We start from the raw sequence: 24,778 nt of genomic DNA, 5'->3' as shown, positions 1-24,778 counted from the left end.
TTCGCTACGACGGAGAGGGAGCCACCGTGGAGACTGAGACGGCGACGGACGCGGCGGCGGCACGGCAGGCGCGGTTCGGCAAGCTGCCGGAGCGCATACCGTTCGACGCGATGGTCGAGGAGAAGGAAGCCGAGCCGAACGGTTCCGGGATCGCCTCGTACAACCCGGAAGCCTCCTGGAACCACTTCTCCTGCGTCGCGCTCGACCTGGGGCTGTGAGGGTTCCGGCGCAGCCTCGCGCCGGCGCTTCGGGGTCCGACCCCGGGCCCGCGCGTCCGCGCCGGGCCCGGTCCGATGTCCCCGTACACCTGTCGAAGCCCGGGAAACCGCCGAAGCGGGGTCCCGGGCTTCGGCATGCGGGTCAGTGACCGGCGCTCTGTCCGCCGTCGACGTGCAGAATCTCGCCGGTGACGAACGGGGCGTTCTCCAGGTAGACGACGGCGTCCACGACGTCCTGGACTTCGCCCATGCGTCCCACCGGGTGCATGGCGTCCAGCGTTTCGTGGTGCTCGACCGGGTGCATGGGCGTCTTGATGATGCCGAGGGACACCGCGTTGCTCCGGATGCCCCGGCTCGCGTACTCGATGGCCAACGCCTTCGTGGCCGACTGGAGGCCGCCCTTCGTCAGCGACGCCAGCACCGAGGGCACCTCCGAACTCGCGTGATCGACCAGGCTGGTGGTGACCTGGACGACGTGCCCGCCGCCCTGGCGCAGCATCTGCTCGACGGCCAGCTGGGTGATGCGGAAGAAGCCGGCCACGTTCACGCCGGTGACCTGGTCGTAGTCGGTCTGCGTGTACTCGTGGAAGGGCTTGGAAAGGAAGACTCCGGCGTTGTTGACCAGGGTGTCGACGCGGCCGAAGCGCTCGATCGCGGCGCTCACGACCCGTTCGGCGGTCGCGGGGTCGGCTGCGTCGCCCTGAACGGTCAGGACGTCCGGGTCGTCGGAGGGGGCGATGCTCCGGGAGGTGGCCACGACGGCGTAGCCGAGCTTGCGGTACCCGTCGACCAGGCCGGCGCCGATGCCCTGGGACGCGCCGGTGATGACGGCGACCTTCTGGTCAGGTGTGCTCATGGTGATGCTCTCCGGGGGTGCTCTGCTTTCGGCGTGCGCCGCTTGCATTCGAAGATAGACGACCGGTCGACAATTTGCGAACACGCCTGTGCGGGGCCGGGGGTGATGGCTTCGCCGGTCGGGTCCGCTGGACCTGCCGGACCGGTGGGGCTGCCCGGGACGCGGCGGCACCGGCCGGTTCCGTGGATGCCTCAGGACGTGACGTCGAGTACGACACGGAAGCGGGCCTTGCCCGACAGCATGCGCTCGTAGGCTTCCAGGGCGCCGGTGAACGGCATGACCTCAACGCTGGGGTGAATGTCGTGGGCCAGGGCGAACGCGAGGTTGTCCTCGTTCTCGATGGACGAACCCGTCAGGTTGCCGGTGATGGACCGGGTTCCGAAGATCAGGTCGGTGGTGGCCACGGTCATCGGGTCGGGTGTGGCGCCGACCACGACGAGCCTGCCGTTCGGGGCCAGGCCGCGGACCAACGGGTTCATCGAGGAGCCGCTGGACGAGGTGGCGACGATGACGGAGGCGCCGCCCAGCTCGCTCAGGGCGGCCCCGGGGTCGGTGCTGTCGCTGTCGATGTACTCGTCGGCTCCCAGCTGCCGTGCGTACGCCTCCTTCTCCGTCCCCCGCGCCACGGCGGCGACCCGGTGGCCGAGGCTGCGCGCGTACTGCAGGGCCAGATGCCCGAGGCCGCCGATGCCCTGCACGGCGACCAGCGCGCCGGCCCTGGCCCGCCCCTGCTGGAGGGCGGTGAAGGTGGTGAGGCCGGCGCACAGCAGAGGAGCCGCGTCGATCGCCGAAAGGCTTTCCGGTAGCCGCACCAGTCCACTGGAGCGGGCGTAGACCACCTCCGCGTAGCCGCCGTCGATCGTGGTCCCCGTCTGCTCCTGGTTGCTGCAGTTCACGAAGTCGCCGCGGCGGCACGACTCGCATTCCCAGCACTGACCGTTCAGGAATCCGACACCGGCGCGGTCGCCGGGCCGCCAGGCCGTCACGCCGGTTCCGACGGCGTCGACGACCCCGACGATCTCGTGTCCCGGGACGATCGGCCTCGACGGGTCGGCGCGCAGCCCCTCCACGGCCAGCACGTCGGTGTGGCAGACGCCGCAGGCCTCCACCCGCAGCCGTACGTGGCCGGGAGCGGGATCGATCAGCTCGCGCTCAACGAGCCGGAGGTTGTGGGTGCCGGTGGCCTCGAAGGCCCGGTAGGTGGACATGCGTGCTCCTCGGTGTGGTGGTGGCCCTGCGGGGACGGGGTCGGGCGGTGTCCCCTGTCCGGGATCGCCGACTCGAGCAGGGCAATCGACGGTCAAAATGACCGGTCGTCTTAAAATGAGACTAACCCATCGCGCGCCGGTCGGGCGTTGCTCCCAACCCTTCCATGCCGTGATCGCGCGCGCTCCTGCTACCGACGCCGACGTCGACTGCGCGGCAGGCGCCCTGCGGTGTGCATGGCTGCCGGGCGGCAGGGGGGGGCGGCCCTCAAGGGTGCCCGGCGTCCCGCCAAGGGGACCGGCACGGAGTTGTTGAAATAAAATATGGCCGGTCATCTCGACCGGGGCTGACCTGGGTCATCGACCCGGACGGTGTGATCTGTCGTGGCGGCGCGCCGGAGGGCCGAGCTCGCCGAGGCATCCGAAGGTGCAAGAGAGAAGGCGGGCAGGATGGGGCGAGCGTCCAAGCGGGAGGAGATCGCGGAGGCGGCCTTCCGGCAGTTTCACGCGCAGGGCTTCAACGCCACCGGCATCAGTGACATCGTCAAGGCCGCCGGTGTGCCCAAGGGGTCGTTCTACAACCACTTCTCCAGCAAGGAGGAGAGCGCCCTGGAGGCGTTGAGCCGGTACGAGGCCACCCTGCGCTTCGAGATGCTCACGAGCCCGGGTCACCCTCCGCTGGACAGACTTCGCGCGCACTTCGAGTTCCTGAGCAAGGACACAGTGGAGCACGGATTCGTCCGTGGATGCATGGTCGGCAACTTCGGTGCCGAGGTCGCCGACCACAACGAGGTCATCCGGGCCGCGCTCAAGCAGGGGTTCGACCAATGGGCGGAGCTGATCCGCCGGGTGCTCGCCGAGGCCCAGGCTTCGGGCGACCTGGCCGGCGACCTGGATGCGCGAGCCGTGGCGTTGTTCATCCTCAGCGCGTGGGAAGGCGCGCTCATCGTGACGCGGGCCGAGAAGTCGGACGCGGCTGTGGAAGCCTTCTTCGCCACCGTCTTCGGTGTGATCCTGCGCCCTGGCTGATCTCGTCCGTCATGGCGGTCGGGCCGCAGTCGCGCCCAGTCGGTCCTGGCCCGACGCGGCACCCCTGCGGGTAACTCGATCCGGCCGCACCGGCTGCCCTCGGGACGGTGAGCGGGGGTGTCTCGTATGTCACGGCCACAGCATTTGACGCTAGACGACCGGTCGTCTACTTTAAATCCAGATAGACGACCGGTCGACAAAACCGGTCGCACCCTCGAATGGAGCAACGTCCATGGACACCACCCCCGTCAAGCTCGCCGTCATCTACTACTCGTCCACCGGAACGATCAGCGAGATCGCCAAGGAACTGCACGACGCGGGCCTCAAGGCGGGTGCCGAGGTCCGGCTGCTCAAGGTCGCCGAGCTCGCTCCCCAGGCCGCCATCGACTCGAATCCCGCCTGGGCCGCCAACCAGTCGGCCACCGCGGGGGTGCCCGAGGCCACCGCCGAGGACGTCGCGTGGGCGGACGCCGTGATCTTCGGTACGCCGACCCGCTTCGGCAACGTGTCCGCCCAGCTCAAGCAGTTCATCGACACGCTGGGCGGCCTGTGGGCCGAGGGGAAGCTCGCCGACAAGGTCTACAGCGGCTTCGCCTCCAGCGCCACGGCGCACGCAGGCCAGGAGGCGACCCTCCTCTCCCTCTACACATCCATCCACCACTTCGGCGGCATCACCGTCACCCCGGGCTTCACCGACCCGAGCAAGTTCGTCGACGGCAACCCCTACGGCACCTCTCACGTCGACGGCCAGGGCTCCCTGCCGGTGGGCGAGGTCACCCGCACCGCCGCCCGGATACAGGCCGAGCGCGTGGTCAAGGTCGCCGGCGTCATCAAGGCGGCCGCCTGACGCCCGAGCCGCGAGCCCTCGGGGCACCGCACGGAGGCCGTCCCGCGGGCGTGCGGCGCCGCCCGGACGCCGGGCCATCCGGTCGGATCCCGCACGCGTGGAGCGCGCCGGACGGTCCTCGGCCCGTGAACGCCGAACAATCTGCCGGTGGGCGACGGTCGGTCGTGGCCCACCGGATCGATCCGTGGAGGCATAGGTCATGAAGGAATACCTGGTCGAGCTGACCACCAAGGTGCCCGACGGCACCGAGCAGGCGGAGGTCGACCGACGACGCGCCGCCGAATCCGTACGGGCCAGGGAACTGGCGGCCCAGGGGAACCTGTTCCGGCTCTGGCGTCCGGTGGGTGAGCTGCGCAGTGTCGGGATCTGGTGTGCCGAGGACGAGCCGGAGCTGCGCGAGAAGGTTCTCGGGAGCCTCCCGCTGTGGCCCTGGATGACAGCGGTGATCACCCCGCTGGAATCACACCCCAACGACCCGGGCCGGACGGCCTGAGCCGCCCGGTCCGGCGACCCATGGGCACCGTCCGCGCGGCGGGGGCGGCCGCCGTCGAGCACATGTCCGCCCAGTGAGGAGCTGATGATGGAGAGCATCGAGGCGCAGCGATCGGTCCTGCGCGATGTGATGGATCGATGGAAGGCGGCGGTCGACGGGCATCGGCCCGAGGACGTGGCCGCGGCATTCACCGAGGACGCGATCTTCCAGGGGCTGCACCCCTACAGCGTCGGACGTCCCGGCGTCGCCCGGTACTACGACTCCCAGCCGCTCGGAATGGTGGCGGAGTACGAGATCCTCGAGACGCGCGCACTCGCGGAGGGCGTGCTGCTCGGCTACCTGAGCGTGGACTTCTCGTTCACCGACAGGCCGACGGTTCCGGTCACCCTCGGCGTCGTGCTCCGGCGCCTCGACGGGGAGTGGCTCATCGGCCACTACCAGGTCGCCCGGCGCGACTGACCCGAAGGGGCGACCGGACGGCACAGCGGAGGCGAGCCGGTGCGTAGCGCATGACGCACCGGCTCGTCCCCTCGCGTTTGCGGTAACTACCCTTCAGCCGGAGGCTGTTGACGGAGCGCTCTTCTTCCGGGCGCGATACGCGGCGGCCTTGAACCTGTTGCCGCAGGACTCCATGCCGCACCACTGCCGGCGAGTGCCCCGGGAACGGTCGACGTAGATCCGCGTGCACTCCGGGTTCTCGCACTCCTTCAACAGGGGCACGTCCGGACCGCTGAGGAGTTCGACGGCGCACCGGGCCAGGGTGGACAGCGCCTGCTGCGCGGTCGCCTCCGTGCTGCGTCCGGTCGGGGTGAGCTGCGGCGTCGCGGGAGCCTTGCGCGCGGCGAGGTTCAGGATGTCCAGCGCCGCCTCGTCGTACTGCCGCTCGAGGCGGCGGGCCGTGACGAGTGCGTAGACGGCCTCCCGCAACGCCTTGGCGTGCTCCACGTCGTCATCGTCCGCGGGTACGACGGTGTCGACGAGCCCCGACTCCACGAACCAGGCGTCCAGCCGGTCCGGCGTGGAGAACATCTCGACACGGAGCGTGCGCCGTGCGCGCAGCGTCGCGGCGAAGTCGAGTGCCGGGTTGCCGCAGACGAAGGCATGCTCGTGATTCACGTCACCATTCTGGCAGGTGACTCATGGCGCGGGCAACACGCCCGCCGCGCCGGGCCGGGCGGCTCGGCCTCGTGGTTCGTCAGGCGCGGACCGACGCCGACGCCTCGGATTCGCGGACGCCCAGCAGGGCCAGGCAGCTCGGCCAGAGCCGGTTCAGCCGGGACGGATTGTTGTACAGCTTCGCGAACAGCACCTGCCCCTCGAGCTGAGCCACCATCGACTGAGCGGCATCGCGCGTGTCGAGGGCGCCCACGTCGCCACGCTCCTGGGCCTCGACGATCAGCCCGTCGACCATGTCCACCTGGTCCTCGAAGATCTCCTGAAGGCGACCGCGTACGGCGTCGGCCTGGTTGCTCATCTCCAGTGAGAGATTTCCGAGCATGCAGCCGACGACGGTTCCGCAGCTCTCCTGTGCGGTCTGCTGAGTCGCCTCCGTCGCCTCGAACAGGGCTCGCAGCCGATCCAGCGGGGTGCCGTCGCCGCGCAGGATGCGCTCCCAGTCGCGCCGCTCGGTCGCCCAGTGTTCGTCGATCACGGCGAGCGCCAGGGTCTCCTTCGAGTCGAAGAAGTAGTAGAAGCTCCCCTTGGGGACACCGGCCGCCTTGCAGATCTCGGCGACGCCCAGCGCCGAGTATCCGCGCTGCTCGAACAGTGTGTGAGCCGCGGAAAGGATCTTGTTCTTGGCGTCGCTCGTCCGTCCCATACCGCAAGTATACGACCGATCGACTACTTCGAGAGGGCCTCGCCGTCGTGTTGGCGCCCGGGGTGGGGCGGCGTGGCTTCGCCGGGTGCCGAGCCGGCCGTCCGGCGCTACGCCTTGAGCGTGCTTGTAAGCGGAATTGGTTCCGCTTACGATGTTAAGCGGAACGGGTTCCACATGTGACGTCGGTTCCGGAGCCGCACGGGTGGAGCCACGCGGAGGAAGAGGAAGAGGGCGAGGCTGAGATGGCTGGACGACTGCAGGACACGGTGGCCCTGGTGACCGGAGCGAGCAGCGGCATCGGTGCCGCGACGGCGCGAGCCCTCGCCGTGGAGGGTGCGGCGGTGGCCCTCCTGGGGCGGCGCCGTGAGCGGCTGGAAGAGCTTGCGGACGAACTCAGCGCCGAGGCACGGGTTGCGTACGTGGCGGAGGCGGACATCACCGATCAGCGGCAGGCGGCGGCGGCCGTCGAGGACGTGGTGTCGCAACTGGGCCGGCTGGACACCGTCGTCAACAATGCCGGGACGATGGGTGTCGGTCCGGTGGAGGACTCCCCGCTCGACGAGTGGGAGCGGATGATCGAGATCAACGTACGGGGCTTGCTGTACGTGACGCACGCGGCTGTGCCGCATCTGCTGCGTGCGGCGGAGGACTCGCCCCGCAAGGTGGCCGACCTGGTCAACATCAGCTCCACCGCGGGCCGGGTGGCGCGGCCGGGGACGGCGGTCTACAACCTCACGAAGTTCGGCGTCAACGGATTCACCGAGGCTCTGCGACAGGAGGTCATGCGGAAGCGGGTCCGGGTGAGCGTGGTCGAGCCCGGAACGGTGGACACCGAGCTGAGCTCGCACCTTCGTGCCGGCGCGCGGGAAGCGGTCGAGCGGCAGGTGGAGGGGCTGGAGCTGCTGCGTCCGGAGGACATCGCCGACGCGGTCGCGTACATCGTCACGCGGGACCGTCGGGTCGCCGTCAACGAGATCCTCGTACGCGCCGCCGAGCAGACGTGGTGACAGCCGACGGGTCCTCGGCGCCGGCAGGGGAGAGGTCTCGTGACGGCTGACCGGGTCACGGAGCGCGCGCCTTCGTGACGGCCGACGAGAATCTGGCGCGCAGAGAAGGTGCGCGGAGAGTCTGCCGCGAGTCGACGAGCGGATCCGGTGACGGCCCTCGGATCTCCTGGTGTCCGCCGGTGTGCGCCGGTGTCCGGGCACGGTGGCGGGCCGGGGGCTCGGCTGTGATCCCCCTTCGTGGGCGGCCGGGCCGCGTCAGTCCTTCACGATGCCGTGCAGGAGCAGGTCGATGAGGCGGGTGGCCAGTGCGCGCTGCTTCTCGGCGCCGGCCATCAAGCTGATTCCGCCCAGCGCCATGAGCACGTCCTGGGCCTTGACGTCCGGCCGTGCCGCCGACGGACCCTGGACCGGCGTGAGCAGGTGGTCGATGGCCTCGGAGAGCATCGCCCGGGTCTCGAGCTTCTCGCTGTCGTCCGTCAGCACCGCGCGCAGCACGTCGGCCATGCCCTCCTTGGCCGCCATGAAGTCGATGAATCGCTCCATCCACGCACGCAACGCGTCCACGGGGGGCTGCTCGGCCGCAAGACGCGGCGCCGCCTCGCACAGCCGCTGGACTTCCAGCCGGTAGATGGCCGCGACCAGCAGTTCCTTGGAGGGGAACCGGCGATAGAGCGTGCCGACCCCGACGCCGGCCGCTCGGGCGATGTCCTTGACCGAAGCGCTCATGCCGTCGCGGTCGAAGGCGATCGCCGCCGCCTCCAGCAGTCGGTCCTCGTTGCGCCGGGCGTCGGCCCGCAACGGCCTGTGGGTCCGCGGCACGTCCCCCTCGTCGCCGGTCAATCCGACCCCCTCCACGCCACCGTAAACGGAACTGGTTCCGGTGACGAGGCTACGGCAGAGCCCGACCTTCACGCGAACGGCTACGCCGTGGGGCGACGCCGTCCCGCCGCTGATGGTGATCGGGTACATGAGGCAGGCGAAGCAGGTGGTGAACTCGACGTCCTCGCCGAAGCGAACGCTGCCCTTCGTCGGACCGCGCCAGTGCGGAGCACGCTGCCCGTTGAACCACACCGTGCGTGGCTGGGCCGCGGCGGCCCAGGGCGTCCTCAGTCGAGGAGTTCGCCACGTCCTGCATCGACGACCCGCCGCCATGCGGCGCATCGGACGGGTGCATCGGGCGGTGTTGTCGCCGTCGGCCCGCGCACGGACTCGCGCCGGTGCGGGCTCGTCGCGAGGCGACACAAGCTGTCGGCGGAGCGCCTGTCACCGCTCCGCTCGTTGAACGTCGCGCGGCCGCCCGGCTCAGAATCCGCTGATCCGCGCCACGAAATATCCGGCGACGATCACTGAGCCCACGACGATGAACGCGAGCCACAGATAAGGGTGTTCCCAAATCCCTCCGTCGGGCCTCTCGTGATGCGCTTCAGCGATGGATCCCTCGACGGGGGGCGTCTCACCTGGGGGTACGAGTGGATGTGTCATCTCTCCACGGTCCGTCCGATCGACGGGCTGCGCATCTTCGTACAGGTCGGCATTCTCCGCTCGCGGGCGGAGCTGTTTGCAGAACGGCGCACCCCTGCGCGGCGCCGGTCCGGGCCTCCCATCGCGGCTTCCGGGAGGCCCGGGCATTGCCGTGCCTGTGGAAGGGGCCCGGAGGGCGACGCATCGGGAATCGGGGCCCCTTGCGCGAATCGTTGACATGACCCTGCCCTGTGGCTAGCTTCACGGACAGTTCTCGTCCGCCCCCAGGTGCTCGCGGCCCAGGGGCCCCGCTCCTGCGTTCGCATCGCCGGATGCCCCATCTCGACGACGCGACAACGTTGTCTAACCCAATTTCGCCGCTCCTCTGTCGCGCCTCGCACGAAGACAACGTTGTCAGTCATCCAGCTCAGCTCAGCTCCCGCTCCCGAGTAGAGGAGAGACCCCGTGACAAGATGGTCGAGACCCCCCGGAACCGCCGCGATCGGCTTATGCGCGGCCATGGCCCTGGCCGTGGCGGGGCTGTGCACACCCGCGTGGGCCGCCGGGAAGGCCGCGCTCGTCGCGTCCCCGGCCACTGTGGTCAACCCGTTCATCGGCACGTCGAACGAGGCCAACGACTTTCCCGGGGCCGATGTGCCGTTCGGCATGGTGCAGTGGAGCCCGGACACGACGTCGCGGCCCCCCGGCGGCGGCTACGAGTACAACGACTCGTCCATCACCGGCTTCAGCCTCACCCACATCGCAGGTCCGGGCTGCGGCGCGGCCGGCGACATACCGGTGCTGCCCACGGTCGGCACCGTGAACACCGGAGCCACGGACGCCTTCTCGCACGCCAACGAGTCGGCGTCGGCCGGTTCGTACAAGGTCGCGCTCAACAACCAGGTGACCACCGAACTGACCACGACGACGCGCAGCGGCATGGCACGCTTCACCTTCCCCTCGACCGCCCAGGCCAACCTGATCTTCAAACTCACGGGCAGTCAGAACGGCGCCACGTCGACGCAGTTCACGAAGGTCTCGAACACCGAGGTGAGCGGCCAGGTCACCAGTGGTCACTTCTGCGGCGCGGGCAACACGTACACGGTGTACTTCGACATGGTCTTCGACCAGCCGTTCGCCTCGCAGGGAACCTCGCTCGCCAAGACGTCCGCGGTCACCCCCGCGAAGCCCCGCACCGCGTCCAAGAACGCGGCCGAGAAGCCCAACAAGCCCGTACTGCACGGCAAAATGCCCGCGGCCGCGACACCGAAGGCTGCCAAGGACAGCGCCGCTCCCGGCGTTGCCGCGTCCAACGGCTACGTCACCTTCAACACCACCGGCAATCCGGTGGTGCAGGCCAAGGTCGGCATCTCGTACGTGTCGGTGGCCAACGCGGCGGCCAACCGGGCCGCGGAGAACACGGGGTGGGACTTCAACGCGACCCGCACCGCGGCACAGGACGCCTGGAACAGCGCGCTGGGCAAGATTCAGATCGCCGGCGGAACAGCCGCACAGCAGCAGATCTTCTACACCGCGCTCTATCACTCGCTGCTGCACCCGAACGTCATCAGCGACACCAACGGCCAGTACTTCGGCTTCGACGGCAGGACCCACACCGTCGACGCCGGTCACAAGGCGGCCTACGCCAACTACTCCGGCTGGGACATCTACCGTTCGCAGGCCCAGCTCGAAGCTCTAGTCGCGCCCCAAGTCGCCTCGGACACGGCACAGTCGATGGTCGACGACTACGCCCAGACCGGGCTCTTCCCCAAGTGGTCCGAGAACAACGGCGAGTCCTATGTGATGGTCGGCGACCCGGCGGACGCCATCATCGCCGACTACTACGCCTTCGGAGCCAGGGACTTCGACACCACGACCGCCCTCGCCGACATGGTGAAACAGGCGAGCACGGCCAACAACGACCGACCGGGCCTGAACTACCTGAACTCACCTGGATACATGCCGCACGACGGCAGTTACGGCTGCTGCAACTTCTACGGCCCCGTGGCCACCACGCTGGAGTACAACACCGCCGACTTCGCGATCTCCGCGATGGCCGGAGCTCTCGGCGACACCGGCAACCAGAAGACGTACGCCAACCGTGCCCAGGGCTGGCGCAACGTGCTCAACCCCGCTTCCGGCTTCGTCGAGCCGCGCAACGCGAGCGGATCCTGGACCGGCGGCTTCGACCCCACCAGCGGAACCGACATGGTCGAGGCCGACTCCTGGATCTACACCGGGATGGTCCCGTTCAACGTCGGCGGCCTCGCGCGCGCCAAGGGCGGCAACACGGCGATGGCCCACTACCTGGACACCGTGCTGCGCAGCTACACGGGCGACAAGGGGTACGCGTGGGTCGGCAACGAACCCAGCATCGAACTGCCCTGGGAGTACGACTACATCGGGCAGCCCTACAAGACCCAGGGCACCGTCCGGGCGATCCAGCAGCAGATCTGGTCGAACACCCCCGGCGGTCTGGCCGACGGCAACGACGACCTCGGCGCGATGAGCGCGTGGTACGTGTGGTCCGCCCTCGGCATGTTCCCCGAGACCCCGGGAACCGCCGATCTCGCCCTGGGCTCAGCGCTGTTCACCCAGGCCGTGATCACGCTTCCGTCGGGCAAGACGCTGACGATCAACGGGAACGGCGCCGCCGACAACGCCCCCTACGTGCAGTCCGCGACCTGGAACGGCTCCGCCTGGAACAACGCCTACGCCCCCACGTCGGCGATCACCGCCGGCGGCACCCTGACCTACACGCTCGGCACCGCCGCCAACACCTCCTGGGCGACGGCCGCGTCCGCCGCTCCGCCCTCCTACGCCGGTGACACCACGGCCCCGGCCTCGCCCCGTATCGGCGCCATCACCTCCGCGGTGGCGTCGAACCTGTGCGTGGACGACTCGAGTTCCTCCACCACCGACGGCAATCACGTCCAGATCTGGACCTGCAACAGCACGTACGCCCAGGACTGGATCGTCGCCGGTGACGGAACGGTCCGGACGCTCGGCAAATGCCTGGACGTCGACCACAGCGGGACCACCAACGGCACCCTGATCCAGCTCTGGACGTGCAACGGCACCGGAGCCCAGCAGTGGACCGCGGGCGCCAACGGTTCGCTGATCAACCCCCAGTCCAGACTGTGCCTGGACGACCCCAACTCCACGACGACGACCGGCACCCAGCTCCAGCTCTACACCTGCAACGGCACCGCCGCCCAGAACTGGAAACTGCCGACCTGACCCACCGGCCGGCACGCCGAGTGAGCCGGCGCGGAACCCGTGGGCCCCGGCCTCCCGGTCGGGGCCCACGGCACGCCGTCCACTGGAGCCTGCACCCTCCCCGAGTTTCGCCGCACCGGAGTGCGTCAACCGCGGTGCCTGATCGGCAATCATCAGTTCCTGCTGTTAATGTGCAGTTGCATATCACTCGCAATAACGTCGGAGGACGTTGGACATGGCGGTTTACACGCTCCCGGAGCTTCCGTACGACTACGCGGCGCTCGAACCGGTCATCAACCCGCAGATCGTCGAGCTGCACCACGACAAGCACCACGCGGCGTACGTCAAGGGCGCGAACGACACCCTGGAGCAGCTCGCGGAGGCCCGCGACAAGGAGCAGTGGGGCTCGATCAACGGCCTCGAGAAGAATCTGGCCTTCCACCTCTCGGGTCACATCCTTCACAGCATCTACTGGCACAACATGACCGGCGACGGCGGTGGCGAGCCGCTCGCGGCGGACGGTGTCGGCGACCTCGCGGACGCCATCACCGAGTCCTTCGGCTCCTTCGCCGGTTTCAAGGCCCAGCTCACCAAGGCCTCCGCGACCACGCAGGGTTCGGGCTGGGGTGTGCTCGCGTACGAGCCCCTGAGCGGGCGGCTGATCGTCGAGCAGGTCTACGACCACCAGGGCAACGTGGGTCAGGGCTCGACCCCGATCCTCGTCTTCGACGCCTGGGAGCACGCCTTCTACCTCCAGTACAAGAACCAGAAGGTCGACTTCATCGACGCGATGTGGGCCGTCGTCAACTGGCAGGACGTGGCCCGGCGTTACGCAGCGGCCAAGGAGCGCGGCGACAGCCTGCTGCTCGCACCGTGAGCACGGCGGGCGCGGCGTGACGCCGTGAGCGCGTCCCCGGCCGCGTCCGCGCGGACGTCCTGCTCGTGATCGTCTTCTCAACCTTCACCCGCAGGCGGTACGACGGAAGGGCTCCCACACGGACATGACGTGTGGGAGCCCTTCCGTCTCGGGGCCGGGGTCAGCGGCCGGAGAGTTCCTCACGGACGGTGCGGGCGGCGGCGACCAGGTTCTCCAGCGAGGCGCGGGTCTCGGGCCAGCCGCGGGTCTTCAGACCGCAGTCGGGGTTGACCCACAACCGCTCGGCGGGGATGGCCCTCAGCCCCGAACGCAGCAGTTCGGCGGCTTCCGCACTGCTCGGGACGCGCGGCGAGTGGATGTCGTACACGCCGGGTCCGGCCTCGCGCGGGTAACCGTGCGCGGCGAGTTCACGGGCGACCTGCATGTGCGAGCGGGCGGCTTCGAGACTGATGACGTCGGCGTCGAGATCGTCGATGGCCTGGACGACGTCCCCGAACTCGGCGTAGCACATGTGCGTGTGGATCTGGGTGTCCGGCCGGACACCCGCGGTGGTGAGACGGAACGCCTCGGTGGCCCAGGCCAGGTAGGCGGGCCGGCCGGAGGAGCGCAGCGGGAGGGTTTCGCGCAGTGCGGGTTCGTCGACCTGGATGACCGAAGTCCCGGACGCCTCGAGGTCGTTCACCTCCTCGCGCAGCGCGAGGGCGACCTGCCGGGCGGTGTCGCCGAGCGGCTGGTCGTCGCGGACGAAGGACCAGGCGAGCATGGTGACCGGTCCGGTGAGCATGCCCTTGACCGGCTTGGTGGTGAGGGACTGGGCGTACGTCGTCCAGCGCACCGTCATCGGCTCGGGGCGGGAGATGTCACCGGCCAGGATCGGCGGACGGACATAGCGCGTGCCGTAGGACTGCACCCAGCCATGCTGCGTGGCCAGGTATCCCGTCAGCTGCTCGGCGAAGTACTGGACCATGTCGTTGCGTTCGGCCTCGCCGTGCACGAGGACGTCCAGGCCGGTCTTCTCCTGGAAGGAGATCACCTCCCGGATCTCGGACTTGATGCGCTCCTCGTAGCCGGCCGTGCCGATACGCCCGGTCCGCAGATCGGCGCGGGCGGTGCGCAGTTCGCCTGTCTGCGGGAACGAGCCGATGGTCGTGGTGGGGAGCAGCGGCAGGCCCAGGTGGGTGCGCTGGGCCGCGGCCCGTTCGGCGTAGGGCTGGGAGCGTCGCGCGTCGGCCGCGGTGACGGCCTCGGTGCGGGCCCGTACGGCGGGATCGCGGGTGATGGCGGAGTGCGCGCGCGAGGCCAGGTCGGCTCGGTTCGCGGCGAGTTCGGCCGTGATGGTGTCGGTGCCGCGGCCCAACCCCTTGGCGAGGGTGACGATTTCGGCGCTCTTCTGCCGGGCGAAGGCGAGCCAGCGCAGGACCTGCGGCTCGATGTCCCGTTCGGCGGACGCGTCGAGGGGGACGTGGAGGAGGGAGCAGGAGGCGGCCACGTCGACCCGGTCGGCCAGGCCGAGCAGGGTGCCGAGCGTGGCCAGCGACTTGGCCAGATCGTTGATCCAGATGTTGCGCCCGTCGACCACGCCGGCGACCAGGCGTTTGCCGGGCAGTCCGCCGACGGCGGCCAGCGCGTCCAGGTTGGCGGCCGCGGCGCCGGTGAAGTCCAGCGCGAGACCTTCGACCGGGGCCTTGGCGAGGACCGGCAGGGCTTCGCCGAGCCGGTCGAAGTAGGAGGCCACCAGGAGCTTGGGCCGGTCGGAGAGGGTGCCGAGAACCCGGTAGGCGCGCTCGGCCGCCTTCAACTCTGCGGGGGTGCGGTCCTGGACGAGGGCGGGCTCGTCGAGCTGCGCCCATTCAGCGCCCGCCGCGCGCAGGTCGGCGAGGACCTCCGCGTACACCGGGAGCAGCCGGTCGAGCAGGGTGAGCGGGTCGAAGTCGGCAGCCACGTCGGGGGCCGGCTTGGCGAGCAGCAGATAGGTGACCGGACCGACGAGCACGGGGCGGGCCGCCGCTCCCAGGGCCAGGGCTTCGCGCAGCTCCGTGACCTGCTTGGTGGAGTCGGCCGAGAAGACGGTCTCCGGCCCCAGTTCCGGGACGAGGTAGTGGTAGTTGGTGTCGAACCACTTGGTCATCTCCAGGGGTGCCACGTCCTGGGTGCCGCGGGCCATGGCGAAGTACCCGTCGAGAGGATCACCGTCGACGGCTTCCCGGTGGCGCCCGGGGATCGCGCCGACCATGACCGTGGTGTCGAGGACGTGGTCGTAGAGGGAGAAGTCGCCGGTGGGGAGCTCGTCGATGCCGGCTCCTGCCAGCTGCCGCCAGTGGGCGCGGCGCAGTTCGGCAGCGGTGTCGCGGAGGGCGTCGGCGGTGACCCGGCCCTTCCAGTACCCCTCGATCGCCTTCTTCAGTTCCCGGTGCTGCCCCTGCCGGGGGTAGCCGTACAAGGTGGCCCGTGCGGGCGTGGCCGCGGGCTTGGTGGTCACGGAGATCTCCTTCGCGAGATGAATCCCTGAGATCCCGGAGACGGGACGAGAGCGCGAAGGGTGACGAACCGGACGGAGACCGGCCGCACGCCATGGAGCGCCGCCGTCCGCCTGGTATGTACGCCGACCCGCCCACGAGGTCACCGGAATGTCCGTGCGCGAGTGGTTCGCGTACGGGCAGTTGGCAGGTCTTCGGACTCGCGGGCACGCCCTCCCGACCGGAGGACACCTACTGGCCGTCGCTTCCCAGACCCGGTACGTCGGATCCAGTGCGTATGACGGCGGTCGTTCCCGCTCACCGCTGCGGGGCAGTCCCGGATTCCCACCGGGTTCCCTCTTGCGACGCATCCCGTCTGGCGGACGGGGCGAACCAGCTGCACTGCACAGCCTAGGGGGCAAAGCACTCGCGCGGCCGATCGCATCTGTCATCCGGATGGTGAGGTCGAACACGCGAAGGGCACGCGGGGGAGTGGCCATGGCGGGAAGTCCCCGTGGATCGACAAGGACGCAGGCCCGTTCGTCGGGAACTCCTGACCGTTCCACGAACTGACGGTCGGCAAGCTTGATAGCCTCCTCGGGCCAGTCGAGCCACATCCGAGGCCAGGGAATCCGGTGAGAATCCGGAACTGACGCGCAGCGGTGAGGGGAACGGGCGGGGCACGCGAGCCACTGGGAGACCGGGAAGGCGTCCCGTCCGGATGAACCCGAGTCCGAAGACCTGCTGGCACCTCCGCGCCCGCGCGAAGGAACGTCCGCAGGCCAGGCTCCGCGTACGAGCCCCGACACCGAGGCAGGCATGCCCGTGCTCCGTGCTGTTTCCCCTTCTCTCACATCAGCCCTGTCGCCCTCGGCCCGCAGGGGCTCGAAGCGCGACACCGAGGGCGTCGCGAAGTCCGTCGCCGCATCGTTCCCTTCGACCGCCGGCATCGGCAACGGCCACTGCGACGTTGCCGAACGCGAGCGGTTCGGTGCGTGACATGACGTCTCGACAGCGACCCGACGACGGTCCCGCGTTGCGCACCCCTGCCGAACCGGCACCGTGCCGGATCGTCGTCTGCCGGGACTGCTGCTGCGGAAGCCCGAAGGTCACCGGAGTGGATCACGCTCAGCAGACCGCGCGGCTGGCCGAGCAGGCACCCGTGCGGATCGCGGCCTGCCTCGACGTGTGCGAACACGCCAACGTGATCGTCGTCCAGCCCTCCACGGCCGCACGCGCCGCGGGCGCCCGCCCGGTCTGGCTCGGCCTCGTCAACGACCTCGACGCTACCGAGGACATCGCCGCCTGGGTACGAGCCGGCGGACCTGGCGTCGCCCCCTGCCCCGACATCCTCGACCTCTACGTCTTCACTCCGCCCCGGAGGGCGCGATGAGCGCGAGGGCCGGCAGCGCGCGCGTTGGGGAGTGGAGGTCGCCCGGGCGAGCCGGGCACGGAACGCTTAGCCGGGTGTGTCTCGCCGGTCCTTCTGGTGGTCCACCGGTCAGTGCAGGATGCTGACGGCACGGGCAATGACCAGGAGGGAGGTCAGGAGCGCGGCGACGCTCTGAACGCTCATCAGCAATTTCGCACGGGTGGACAGGGGCATTGTGTCGGTCGGGCTGAAGGCGGTGGAGTTCGTCACGGACACGTACAGGTAGTCCACGAGATCGGGCACCCAGTCAGAGGTGATGCTGGCGCCATCGGCGACCTCTTCCACCGCGTCGTCGTTCTCGTCCTGAGAGAAGCGGAAGTCCGCCAGCGGCAGCTCGTCGCGGCGGAGTTGCGTACGTGCCACCGGACCGCCACGGTCCAGTTCCCAGTAGGCGAGGCCGAAAGCGATGATGTTGGTGAGCCATACCTGCAGAGCGGCCACCAGCAAGGACCGGCCGTCCTTCACCTCGGCATGGACCAGCTCGTGGATGAGGATGCCGAGCGCGGTGAGATTGCTGGCCACGATGACGAGCACGAGAGCCAGCGAGTGGAACCTGAAGGTGGCGGTCTGCCGGGTGAGCCTCTTGGGGGTTGATCGCGATCAGCGGTACCAGGAGCAGTAGTTCCAAAGAGGGCAGTACATAGCGTGGTGCGATCAGGAGCTGCTGCGGCAGGGCCAGGTACAGGGTGATGGCGATGAGCGTGGCGACGACTCCCGGCAGTCGGGGTTCGCCGCGGCGTTCGTGCCGCGGGTGCTTGACGCGGGCTTCGGCCCGGCTCGTCACCATGGTGATGTCCTCCCGCGCGCGTCTGAACCCGGCGTTTCGTGATCGTCTACCCTTCCACGAGGTTTGCAGACCGGGCTGGTGTGGGTGGACGGGGGTTCGCGGGCGTGTCGCCCGGCGGATCAAGGCGGCGGCATGCCACGGAGCTGAGCGAGAACAGCCGCGTGCCGGCCTTGCGTCCGCGGGAACAGCGGGGTACAGGACGCCCAGGACGACATCCACGGCTGACATCGCCGACGCCGGACAGGGACGTCCCTCATCACGGTCCGTTACCCTTGGCGCGCCACGGCCGCCCGCGGAGATCCGGCCCGAACCCGCCCCCGGCATTGGTCCAGGAGCCAGTCCCACGATGGGTGACGATCCGTCAATCCATTCGCATCCAGACGCTCCGTCATCCACGGGGCATCCCCGGTTCCCGGTCGGTAGCGGCGTGGCGGTGGCGGGCGTAGGCGACGGCGAGGGAGAGCAGGCCTGCGGAGGTGGCACGGGAACATCAACGATCTCCAAGCCATCGGGGTCTCCGAACGTCCTGATCACGACGGCTTTCATCTCTGCTCCTCGGGTCGGCGGAAAGGCGGATCGCGGTTGCTGCGTTCGCGGGTCGAGCCGGCCCACGCATCCGTGCCATCACCGGCAAAGTGCCGGGACTTCGGGGAAAGCACCGCCAGTCTTCGGGTCACGTTCTGACGTCGACCGCCGGCCCCACAGGACACCGTGTTCTTGAGTCGCAGCACCTAGAGAACACCTGATGACCGGCGGTAGCCGGTCATCAGCCGCATCTTCGGTCAGGCACGCCAGACTGCTCCCAAACGGCGAACAGAATGCCCTGGAACACCAGCCGTCCGGATGCCGTTTGCGCCCGGGACAGCGAGTGCGGCGCTCGATCATTGGCAACAGCGGTTCGATCGTCGCCCGCACTCGTCCTCAACATGCCGGGGCTTCGGCCGAGCCGCCCCAAACCCCGGATCACCACTTCCGGAGCCATCCAGCCACCTCGAAGATCATTCCGCTGGGAATTCCAAGTCCGGGCTTCGGTGAGTGAGGCGGGAGAAATCGGAGACCCGGGAGTACTAGGTGTCGTCGCTGCGTGAGTCTGCTCCCGACTTCAGTACGTGGGCCGTGCGGCTGGGCGATCCCGCCCCACATTGGAGGTTTCGCGTGTCTGTTTCCACCTCGTCCAATCCGCTCGCCGAGTTGTCCGCTGCAGGAGTGTCGGTGTGGCTGGACGACCTGTCCCGCGAGCTGCTGGCCGGTGGCGAGCTGAATAGCTTGATCGCCGGCAAGCACGTAGTCGGGGTCACCACGAATCCCACGATCTTTGCCTCGGCGCTGTCGAAGGGTGATCGGTACAGCGATCAGCTGGCGCGCCTTGGCGCACGAGGCGAGGAGGTTGACGAGGCAGTCTTCGCGCTGACCACTGACGACGTGCGCGAGGGCTGCCGTGCGTTGAGGGAGGTCTACCGGAGCAGCGGCGGGGTGGACGGGCGGGTCTCGATCGAGGTCGATCCGAGGTTGGCCCGTGATGCCGATGCCACGGGCACGCAGGCGGTGAAGCTGTGGGAGACGGTGGGGGAGCCGAACCTGTTCGTGAAGATTCCGGCGACGAGTGAGGGACTGACCGCGATCACCGGTGCTGTCGCCCGGGGGATCAGCGTCAACGTCACGCTGATCTTCTCCCTGGATCGGTACCTGGAGGTGATGGACGCCTACCAGACCGGTCTGGAGCGGGCGCTGGAGGCAGGGCTTGACCTGTCGGGGATCCACTCGGTGGCCTCGTTCTTCGTCTCGCGTGTCGACACCGAGGTCGACCGCCGTCTCGACGCGGCGGACAGCCCACGGGCCCAGGCGCTGAAGGGCAAGGCCGCGGTCGCCAACGCCCGGCTGGCGTACCAGGTGTACGAGCAGGTGGTGGCCGGGGCGCGCTGGCGGCGCCTGGCCGCGGCCGGGGCGAACGTCCAGCGCCCCTTGTGGGCGTCCACCGGCGTGAAGAACCCGGACTACCCGGACACGATGTACGTCAGCGACCTGGTCATCGCCGGCACGGTCAACACCATGCCCGGCGCCACGCTGACCGCGTTCGCCGACCACGGCACCGTGCTCGCCCGCGCGCCGAAGGCCGAGGACTACGCCGCCGCCGAAGTCCACCTGGCGTCGCTGAAGGAGGCCGGTGTCGACTTCGCGGACGTGACGGACACCTTGGAGCGTGAGGGGCTGGAGAAGTTCGAGGCCAGCTGGGTGGAGCTCGCGGCCTTGGTCGACAAGGCCATGCGTTCCACTGCCGAGGCCGCAGACGCTGGTGCGACGGATGCCGGTCTGCTGGCGATCTACCTCAACGACCACTACACGGGTGCGACCGGTGGCCTGGAGCTCTTTCAGCGCGCCGCCGGGGCCCGCAAAGACAAGCAGGCAGAAGCGGTTCTGACGGACCTGGCCCGTCAGGTGGAGCAGGACCGGGACGCTCTGGCGCAGATCATGGCTGACCTCGGAGTATCCGTCGATAGGACCAAGGTTGCCATGGGCTGGGTCGCGGAGAAGGCAGGGCGCCTGAAGACCAACGGTCACCTCTTCTCCCGCTCCCCGCTCAGCGACGTCCTGGAAGCCGAAGCGATGCTCCTCGGGGTCCTGGGCAAGGCAGCCGGCTGGCGCACCCTGCGCGTCCTGGCCGACACCGACCGGCGCCTGGACGCCTCGTGGCTGGACACCCTGCTGGAACGCGCCGAGCGGCAGAGCACCGCCCTGGAAGAGTTGCGGACCGCGGCTGTCACCCGAGCGCTCATCCATCAGACCGCGCCCAGCAATTGACCCTCCGCGCTGATTCCGCACCTTCCCCGCGGCGGTGCGGATGGCCGCGGCCCGCAGGATGACGGACCTTACGCGGACGGCAGTGATGAGGCACCCCTGATACGGGACCTCTGCTGCTCTTCACCCACCGGCTTGATGAAGGAGCAACGGCATGGCGAGTGACCAGACCGGCAGCACGGCAGGACGCGACGGTTCCTTGGCGTTTCCGGTAGCGGAGCGGGCCGGCTGGGACGAGGTGGACGTGCGGGCGGTGGACACCGCGCGGCTGCTGGCAGCCGACGCGGTGCAAAAGGTCGGCAACGGCCACCCGGGCACGGCGATGAGCCTGGCGCCGCTGGCCTACCTGCTGTTCCACAACGTCATGCGGCACGACCCGGCCGATGACCAGTGGCTGGGCCGGGACCGGTTCGTACTGTCCTGCGGTCACTCCAGCCTCACCCTGTACATCCAGCTCTACCTGGCAGGCTTCGGCCTGGAACTGTCGGACCTGGAGGCGTACCGGACCTGGGATTCGGCTACCCCCGGTCACCCCGAGCATCGGCATACCCCAGGTGTGGAGATCACCACCGGACCGCTCGGCCAGGGTTTGGCCGGCGCCGTGGGCATGGCGCTGGCCGCCCGACGCGCACGCGGCCTGCTGGACCCCGACGCGGAGCCGGGCACCAGCCCCTTCGACCACCACGTCTATGTGGTCGCCTCCGACGGCGACCTGATGGAAGGTGTCGCATCCGAGGCCGCGTCGCTGGCCGGGCACCAGGAACTCGGCGACCTCACTGTCTTCTACGACTCCAACCACATCTCGATCGAGGACGACACCGACGTCTCTTTCAGCGAGGACGTCCCGGCCCGCTTCGCCGCCTACGGCTGGCATGTCCAGACCGTCGACTGGACGGTGACCGGCAGCTACGTCGAGGATGTCGACGCCCTGCTCGCCGCAATCAATGCGGCCCGGGAGGAGACCGGCCGCCCCTCGCTGATCATGTTGCGCACCCTGATCGGCTGGCCGGCCCCGACCAAGCAGAACACCGGCAAGGCACACGGTTCCGCGTTGGGCGAGGACGAGGTCGCCGCCACGAAGAAGCTGCTGGGGTTCGACCCCAAGGCGCACTTCACCGTCGAGGACGAGGTCTTGGCCCGCACCCGGCAGACAGCTGAGCGCGGCCGGCAGGCACACGCTGCGTGGGACGAGACGTTCGCGGCATGGCAGAAGGCCCACCCCGGACGCGCCGAATTGCTGGAGCGGCTGCACAAGCAGGAATTGCCCGATGGCTGGGCCGACGCCCTCCCGGTCTTCTCCGCTGATGCCAAGGGCATGGCGACCCGCGCCGCCTCGGGCAAGGTCCTCACCGCGCTCGCGCCGGTCCTGCCGGAGCTGTGGGGCGGCTCGGCCGACCTCGCTTCCAGCAACAACACCACCATGGACGACGAGCCGTCCTTCATTCCCGCCGACCGCCAGACCAAGGACTGGAAGGGCGGCCCCTACGGGCGGACCCTGCACTTCGGCATCCGTGAACACGCCATGGGCGCAATCCTCAACGGCATCGCCCTGCAGAGCCTGACCCGCCCCTACGGCGGCACCTTCCTCACCTTCTCCGACTACATGCGTCCCGCCGTCCGCCTGGCCGCCCTGATGCGGCTGCCCGCCACCTACATCTGGACCCACGACTCCATCGGGCTCGGCGAGGACGGGCCCACCCACCAGCCCGTCGAACACCTTGCCGCGCTGCGCGCCATCCCTGGCCTCGACGTCGTCCGGCCTGCCGATGCCAACGAGACCACCGCCTGCTGGCAGACGATCCTCGAACACAGCGACCGGCCCGCCGGCCTGATCCTGTCCCGGCAGAATCTGCCGGTCCTGGACCGTGCCAACGGCGCCCACGCTCCCGCCCGGGAAGCGGCCCGCGGCGGATACGTTCTCGCCGACGCAGCCGACGGGACACTGCCCGAGGTGATCCTGGTCGCCACCGGCTCCGAGGTCCACATCGCCCTCGACGCCCGCGACCTGCTGGCCGCGGACGGCCTGGCGGTACGGGTGGTGTCGATGCCGTGCCGGGAGTGGTTCGCCGTCCAGCCGACGGAGTACCAGGACGACGTCCTGCCTCCGGCCGTGCGGGCCCGGGTCAGCGTCGAGGCGGCCATCGGGCAGGGGTGGCGTGACGTGGTCGGCGACGCCGGACGCATCGTCAGCCTGGAACACTACGGCGCCTCCGCCGACTACCAGCGCCTCTACACCGAGTTCGGCATCACCGCGCAGGCGGTTGCCGCGGCAGCCCGCGACAGCATCCGCGACACACAACAGGCACCCCGACCCGGCGGCCACCAGCAGGCCGCCACCCCCACCGGCGGCGGCACCGGCGACCGCCCCGACCGCCCCTAGATGGCGTGCAGCATGAGGGGCTTGCCGCGATGGTGACAGACGTCGGCGATGTCCTGAAGGGCCGCCGCGGCCACGTGGGGGTTGGGCTGGTGACAAGGGCGCCGTCGGCATCGTGATAGCGGGCGGGTGCATCGAGCACGGGTGCTTCGTCATGGTTCAACCCCATACGAGGCCGTGGACACTGCGGCTGGCGGCGGACCACCCGGCCCGCGCCCGCTGGGAAGGACGGAGCCTGAGACGGTCCGGTGTACTCAAGAGGGGGTGCCCTTTCTCCGTGGCCTCTGCTGCGGCCGGCCGAGGGGGCTCACGAGACACCGAGCGGTTGAGCTCCGCGACGGCGTCACCGGGCTCAGAACGGCGCGGTTCCTTCCCCGAGGAAGGCCACGGACGTTTCGTCATGAGGGCCGGTCAGAAGACGGATCTGGCGTACCTGGCCGCTTTCCAGGCGCAATCGAACCCCCGCGCCCCTCAGGGTGCTTGCCGTCCCTAGTGAAACATTGCGCAGTACGCCACCCCATAGCCCCGTGGTGGGGAGCAACATGCCTAGGTCGACCTCCACAGCGATCTGCTGGCTATCAAGGACTATCCAGCCGTCTTCGGAGCGCAGGTAATCGGCCATCCCCCCATCCTTCACCCACAGGGCACCCTTTGTCGGGAAAGGCCACTCTGCGAGCGCCGGCGCAGACTGCTTGTATGGAATGGCGGCAGGCTCCCGACCTTCTCTGAATTCGATCGTTTGTTCAAATCGCTGCTGGAGGGCATCCTGGCGCATCGCGCGGGTGCAGCCTCCTTCCTCGCGGTGGCCTTCACCTGCACTTATTGGTGATCCGGTAGTGATTCTGTCGACAGCGGGTATCAGTTTGTCCTCACCGGATGCGAAGCGGAGGACGAAGTGGACTGGGGACAGTTCGGGCAGAAGCTGGCAGCGATGGCACACGACCTCCTGGCGCAGGATTCGTTCGATGCCACCTTGCGGAGGATCACGGAATCGGCTGTGGAACTGGTCGAGGGCTGCGATGGGGCGGGCATCCTGGTGCTGCATGACCACGAGGTGGAAACGCTCGCCCCCACGGACCCTCTGGTGGTCGACAGTGATCGACTCCAGGCGGAGCTGGGGCAGGGCCCGTGCTTCGACGCGGCTCACAGCGCGCGGGGGGAGCGGGTCTTTCGGATCGCCGACCTCACCGAGGAGGGGTCACGCTGGCCGCTCTTCGCGCCACGGGCCTTCGAGCTGGGCGTGGGAAGCATGATGGGATTCCTGCTTTTCACCGATGCCGAGGAGTTCGGGGCGCTGAACTTCTACTCACGCAAGACCGGCTCGTTCACCGCAGACAGCGAACAGGCCGGGCTCCTGCTTGCCTCCCACGCGGCCATCGCGTTTTCGAGCGCCCGCACCCATGCTCAGATGGAGCATGCCATCGGCACCCGCCACGTCATCGGCGAGGCCATGGGCATCCTCATGGGCCGCAACGACCTGACCGAACAACAAGCGTTCGACGTACTGCGCTGCTACTCGCAGGAGACCAACATCAAGCTCCGTGAGGTGGCCCGCCGGGTCTGCGACACGGGTGGCGTACCGCGAACCCCGCCCGGCGAAGATCCGTTTCACGACCACGACGACCGCCGCAGCTAGGGGCCCGCTGTACAGCAGCTGGATACAGCGACCACAGCAGCCCGCCGTACCCCTCAGCGCTCTTTGAAGATCGTCGAGTTCCGCGGCGGCACCATCTCCGTCGACCCTGAGTACCGGGACTGCACCCGCATCACCTTCACCTTCGCCGCCGAACCGTCGAAATCATCGGCCCCCTCCGCCATGCCCGAGGCGGTCCGCCCCGACACCGAAGGAGGCCGGTGACCCTGCCGCCACTTCCGGGCCCCGCCCGAAGATGGCATACC

At 69.1% G+C, this 24,778-nt stretch carries 22 protein-coding genes and 2 riboswitches; of the genes, 13 read left to right on the top strand and 9 right to left on the bottom strand.

Features of this window, described 5'->3' with window-relative positions; all coding sequences use genetic code 11:
* Positions 1–26: 26 nt before the first annotated feature.
* Positions 27–218 (top strand): hypothetical protein, encoded by a 192-nt coding sequence (locus tag ACFYYF_RS13745; protein ID WP_361693185.1) that lies wholly within the window; start codon positions 27–29, stop codon positions 216–218.
* A 142-nt stretch (positions 219–360) separates the two neighbouring features.
* Here ACFYYF_RS13745 and ACFYYF_RS13740 read toward each other — a convergent pair whose 3' ends face one another.
* Both ACFYYF_RS13740 and ACFYYF_RS13735 read right to left on the bottom strand, forming a co-directional pair.
* Entirely contained in the window at positions 361–1,074 is a 714-nt protein-coding gene (locus ACFYYF_RS13740; RefSeq protein WP_388774948.1) for an SDR family NAD(P)-dependent oxidoreductase, read from the bottom strand.
* 191 nt (positions 1,075–1,265) lie between these two features.
* A complete protein-coding gene (locus tag ACFYYF_RS13735) occupies positions 1,266–2,282 on the bottom strand; it encodes an alcohol dehydrogenase catalytic domain-containing protein (protein WP_388774946.1) in 1,017 nt (338 codons plus the stop codon).
* 447 nt (positions 2,283–2,729) lie between these two features.
* Here ACFYYF_RS13735 and ACFYYF_RS13730 point away from each other — a divergent pair, with 447 nt between their 5' ends.
* The 4 genes from ACFYYF_RS13730 (at position 2,730) to ACFYYF_RS13715 (ending at position 5,107) form a co-directional block, all read left to right on the top strand.
* On the top strand, positions 2,730–3,308 hold the full coding sequence (locus tag ACFYYF_RS13730) for a TetR family transcriptional regulator C-terminal domain-containing protein (RefSeq protein WP_388774943.1): 579 nt from the start codon (positions 2,730–2,732) through the stop codon (positions 3,306–3,308).
* A gap of 232 nt (positions 3,309–3,540) precedes the next feature.
* The gene (gene wrbA, locus ACFYYF_RS13725) at positions 3,541–4,155 is read left to right on the top strand and encodes an NAD(P)H:quinone oxidoreductase (RefSeq protein ID WP_361693177.1); all 615 of its coding nucleotides are present in this window, start codon (positions 3,541–3,543) and stop codon (positions 4,153–4,155) included.
* Between the two features lie 199 nt (positions 4,156–4,354).
* Positions 4,355–4,648, top strand: a complete 294-nt coding sequence (locus tag ACFYYF_RS13720; protein ID WP_388774940.1) for a muconolactone Delta-isomerase family protein — start codon at positions 4,355–4,357, stop codon at positions 4,646–4,648.
* Between the two features lie 87 nt (positions 4,649–4,735).
* A complete protein-coding gene (locus ACFYYF_RS13715) occupies positions 4,736–5,107 on the top strand; it encodes a YybH family protein (RefSeq protein WP_388774938.1) in 372 nt (123 codons plus the stop codon).
* A 93-nt stretch (positions 5,108–5,200) separates the two neighbouring features.
* Here ACFYYF_RS13715 and ACFYYF_RS13710 read toward each other — a convergent pair whose 3' ends face one another.
* Both ACFYYF_RS13710 and ACFYYF_RS13705 read right to left on the bottom strand, forming a co-directional pair.
* Positions 5,201–5,764 carry a CGNR zinc finger domain-containing protein gene (locus tag ACFYYF_RS13710; RefSeq protein WP_388774935.1) on the bottom strand — a complete coding sequence of 188 codons (564 nt, stop codon included), beginning with the start codon at positions 5,762–5,764 and terminating at the stop codon, positions 5,201–5,203.
* A gap of 79 nt (positions 5,765–5,843) precedes the next feature.
* Entirely contained in the window at positions 5,844–6,467 is a 624-nt protein-coding gene (locus tag ACFYYF_RS13705; protein WP_388774933.1) for a TetR/AcrR family transcriptional regulator, read from the bottom strand.
* Positions 6,468–6,709: 242 nt separating this feature from the next.
* Here ACFYYF_RS13705 and ACFYYF_RS13700 point away from each other — a divergent pair, with 242 nt between their 5' ends.
* Positions 6,710–7,474 (top strand): SDR family NAD(P)-dependent oxidoreductase, encoded by a 765-nt coding sequence (locus tag ACFYYF_RS13700; protein ID WP_388774931.1) that lies wholly within the window; start codon positions 6,710–6,712, stop codon positions 7,472–7,474.
* Positions 7,475–7,729: 255 nt separating this feature from the next.
* Here the strand turns inward: ACFYYF_RS13700 and ACFYYF_RS13695 are convergent, their stop codons facing one another.
* Positions 7,730–8,443 carry a TetR/AcrR family transcriptional regulator gene (locus tag ACFYYF_RS13695; RefSeq protein ID WP_388774929.1) on the bottom strand — a complete coding sequence of 238 codons (714 nt, stop codon included), beginning with the start codon at positions 8,441–8,443 and terminating at the stop codon, positions 7,730–7,732.
* Positions 8,444–8,776: 333 nt separating this feature from the next.
* On the bottom strand, positions 8,777–8,956 hold the full coding sequence (locus ACFYYF_RS13690; RefSeq protein ID WP_361693163.1) for a DUF6480 family protein: 180 nt from the start codon (positions 8,954–8,956) through the stop codon (positions 8,777–8,779).
* Positions 8,957–9,454: 498 nt separating this feature from the next.
* Here ACFYYF_RS13690 and ACFYYF_RS13685 point away from each other — a divergent pair, with 498 nt between their 5' ends.
* Both ACFYYF_RS13685 and ACFYYF_RS13680 read left to right on the top strand, forming a co-directional pair.
* Positions 9,455–12,175, top strand: coding sequence for a lectin (locus ACFYYF_RS13685; RefSeq protein ID WP_388774926.1), 2,721 nt, complete (start codon positions 9,455–9,457; stop codon positions 12,173–12,175).
* 214 nt (positions 12,176–12,389) lie between these two features.
* On the top strand, positions 12,390–13,031 hold the full coding sequence (locus ACFYYF_RS13680; RefSeq protein ID WP_351672255.1) for a superoxide dismutase: 642 nt from the start codon (positions 12,390–12,392) through the stop codon (positions 13,029–13,031).
* A 160-nt stretch (positions 13,032–13,191) separates the two neighbouring features.
* On the opposite strand, the gene metE is transcribed toward ACFYYF_RS13680, so the two are convergent.
* Positions 13,192–15,510 carry a 5-methyltetrahydropteroyltriglutamate--homocysteine S-methyltransferase gene (gene metE, locus ACFYYF_RS13675; RefSeq protein WP_388774924.1) on the bottom strand — a complete coding sequence of 773 codons (2,319 nt, stop codon included), beginning with the start codon at positions 15,508–15,510 and terminating at the stop codon, positions 13,192–13,194.
* Positions 15,511–15,675: 165 nt separating this feature from the next.
* Positions 15,676–15,900, bottom strand: a riboswitch (cobalamin riboswitch).
* 173 nt (positions 15,901–16,073) lie between these two features.
* A riboswitch (cobalamin riboswitch) is annotated at positions 16,074–16,251 on the top strand.
* A gap of 236 nt (positions 16,252–16,487) precedes the next feature.
* On the opposite strand from metE, the gene ACFYYF_RS13670 reads away from it, so the two are divergent.
* The gene (locus tag ACFYYF_RS13670) at positions 16,488–16,880 is read left to right on the top strand and encodes a (2Fe-2S) ferredoxin domain-containing protein (protein WP_388774921.1); all 393 of its coding nucleotides are present in this window, start codon (positions 16,488–16,490) and stop codon (positions 16,878–16,880) included.
* 108 nt (positions 16,881–16,988) lie between these two features.
* Here ACFYYF_RS13670 and ACFYYF_RS13665 read toward each other — a convergent pair whose 3' ends face one another.
* On the bottom strand, positions 16,989–17,453 hold the full coding sequence (locus ACFYYF_RS13665; protein ID WP_388774918.1) for a hypothetical protein: 465 nt from the start codon (positions 17,451–17,453) through the stop codon (positions 16,989–16,991).
* A gap of 1,408 nt (positions 17,454–18,861) precedes the next feature.
* Between ACFYYF_RS13665 and tal the strand changes: the two genes are divergently transcribed.
* Complete coding sequence (tal, locus tag ACFYYF_RS13660) at positions 18,862–20,505, top strand: transaldolase (protein WP_388774915.1); 1,644 nt, start codon at positions 18,862–18,864, stop codon at positions 20,503–20,505.
* 151 nt (positions 20,506–20,656) lie between these two features.
* The gene (gene tkt, locus ACFYYF_RS13655) at positions 20,657–22,882 is read left to right on the top strand and encodes a transketolase (RefSeq protein WP_388774913.1); all 2,226 of its coding nucleotides are present in this window, start codon (positions 20,657–20,659) and stop codon (positions 22,880–22,882) included.
* A 349-nt stretch (positions 22,883–23,231) separates the two neighbouring features.
* On the opposite strand, the gene ACFYYF_RS13650 is transcribed toward tkt, so the two are convergent.
* Positions 23,232–23,501 carry a hypothetical protein gene (locus ACFYYF_RS13650; RefSeq protein WP_388774910.1) on the bottom strand — a complete coding sequence of 90 codons (270 nt, stop codon included), beginning with the start codon at positions 23,499–23,501 and terminating at the stop codon, positions 23,232–23,234.
* 273 nt (positions 23,502–23,774) lie between these two features.
* Between ACFYYF_RS13650 and ACFYYF_RS13645 the strand changes: the two genes are divergently transcribed.
* Both ACFYYF_RS13645 and ACFYYF_RS13640 read left to right on the top strand, forming a co-directional pair.
* Positions 23,775–24,515 (top strand): GAF and ANTAR domain-containing protein, encoded by a 741-nt coding sequence (locus ACFYYF_RS13645; RefSeq protein WP_388774907.1) that lies wholly within the window; start codon positions 23,775–23,777, stop codon positions 24,513–24,515.
* 63 nt (positions 24,516–24,578) lie between these two features.
* Positions 24,579–24,737, top strand: coding sequence for a hypothetical protein (locus ACFYYF_RS13640; protein ID WP_388774905.1), 159 nt, complete (start codon positions 24,579–24,581; stop codon positions 24,735–24,737).
* The last annotated feature ends 41 nt before the right edge of the window (positions 24,738–24,778 follow it).

Origin of the sequence: Streptomyces sp. NPDC001914, from assembly GCF_042891215.1 — a bacterium.
GTDB lineage: Bacteria > Actinomycetota > Actinomycetes > Streptomycetales > Streptomycetaceae > Streptomyces.
The sequence above is the reverse complement of the archived record's forward strand: the minus strand, read 5'-3'. Positions and strand labels throughout refer to the sequence as shown.

Bases quoted from the DNA above. Each gene is read 5' to 3' on its own strand.
- wrbA (WP_361693177.1), top strand. From the start codon at position 3,541: ATGGACACCACCCCCGTCAAGCTCGCCGTCATCTACTACTCGTCCACC.
- ACFYYF_RS13680 (WP_351672255.1), top strand. From the start codon at position 12,390: ATGGCGGTTTACACGCTCCCGGAGCTTCCGTACGACTACGCGGCGCTC.
- ACFYYF_RS13730 (WP_388774943.1), top strand. From the start codon at position 2,730: ATGGGGCGAGCGTCCAAGCGGGAGGAGATCGCGGAGGCGGCCTTCCGG.
- ACFYYF_RS13690 (WP_361693163.1), bottom strand. From the start codon at position 8,956: ATGACACATCCACTCGTACCCCCAGGTGAGACGCCCCCCGTCGAGGGA.
- ACFYYF_RS13715 (WP_388774938.1), top strand. From the start codon at position 4,736: ATGGAGAGCATCGAGGCGCAGCGATCGGTCCTGCGCGATGTGATGGAT.
- ACFYYF_RS13700 (WP_388774931.1), top strand. From the start codon at position 6,710: ATGGCTGGACGACTGCAGGACACGGTGGCCCTGGTGACCGGAGCGAGC.
- ACFYYF_RS13740 (WP_388774948.1), bottom strand. From the start codon at position 1,074: ATGAGCACACCTGACCAGAAGGTCGCCGTCATCACCGGCGCGTCCCAG.
- tkt (WP_388774913.1), top strand. From the start codon at position 20,657: ATGGCGAGTGACCAGACCGGCAGCACGGCAGGACGCGACGGTTCCTTG.
- ACFYYF_RS13685 (WP_388774926.1), top strand. From the start codon at position 9,455: ATGGCCCTGGCCGTGGCGGGGCTGTGCACACCCGCGTGGGCCGCCGGG.
- ACFYYF_RS13670 (WP_388774921.1), top strand. From the start codon at position 16,488: ATGACGTCTCGACAGCGACCCGACGACGGTCCCGCGTTGCGCACCCCT.
- ACFYYF_RS13695 (WP_388774929.1), bottom strand. From the start codon at position 8,443: ATGTACCCGATCACCATCAGCGGCGGGACGGCGTCGCCCCACGGCGTA.
- ACFYYF_RS13720 (WP_388774940.1), top strand. From the start codon at position 4,355: ATGAAGGAATACCTGGTCGAGCTGACCACCAAGGTGCCCGACGGCACC.
- ACFYYF_RS13735 (WP_388774946.1), bottom strand. From the start codon at position 2,282: ATGTCCACCTACCGGGCCTTCGAGGCCACCGGCACCCACAACCTCCGG.
- ACFYYF_RS13705 (WP_388774933.1), bottom strand. From the start codon at position 6,467: ATGGGACGGACGAGCGACGCCAAGAACAAGATCCTTTCCGCGGCTCAC.
- ACFYYF_RS13650 (WP_388774910.1), bottom strand. From the start codon at position 23,501: ATGGCCGATTACCTGCGCTCCGAAGACGGCTGGATAGTCCTTGATAGC.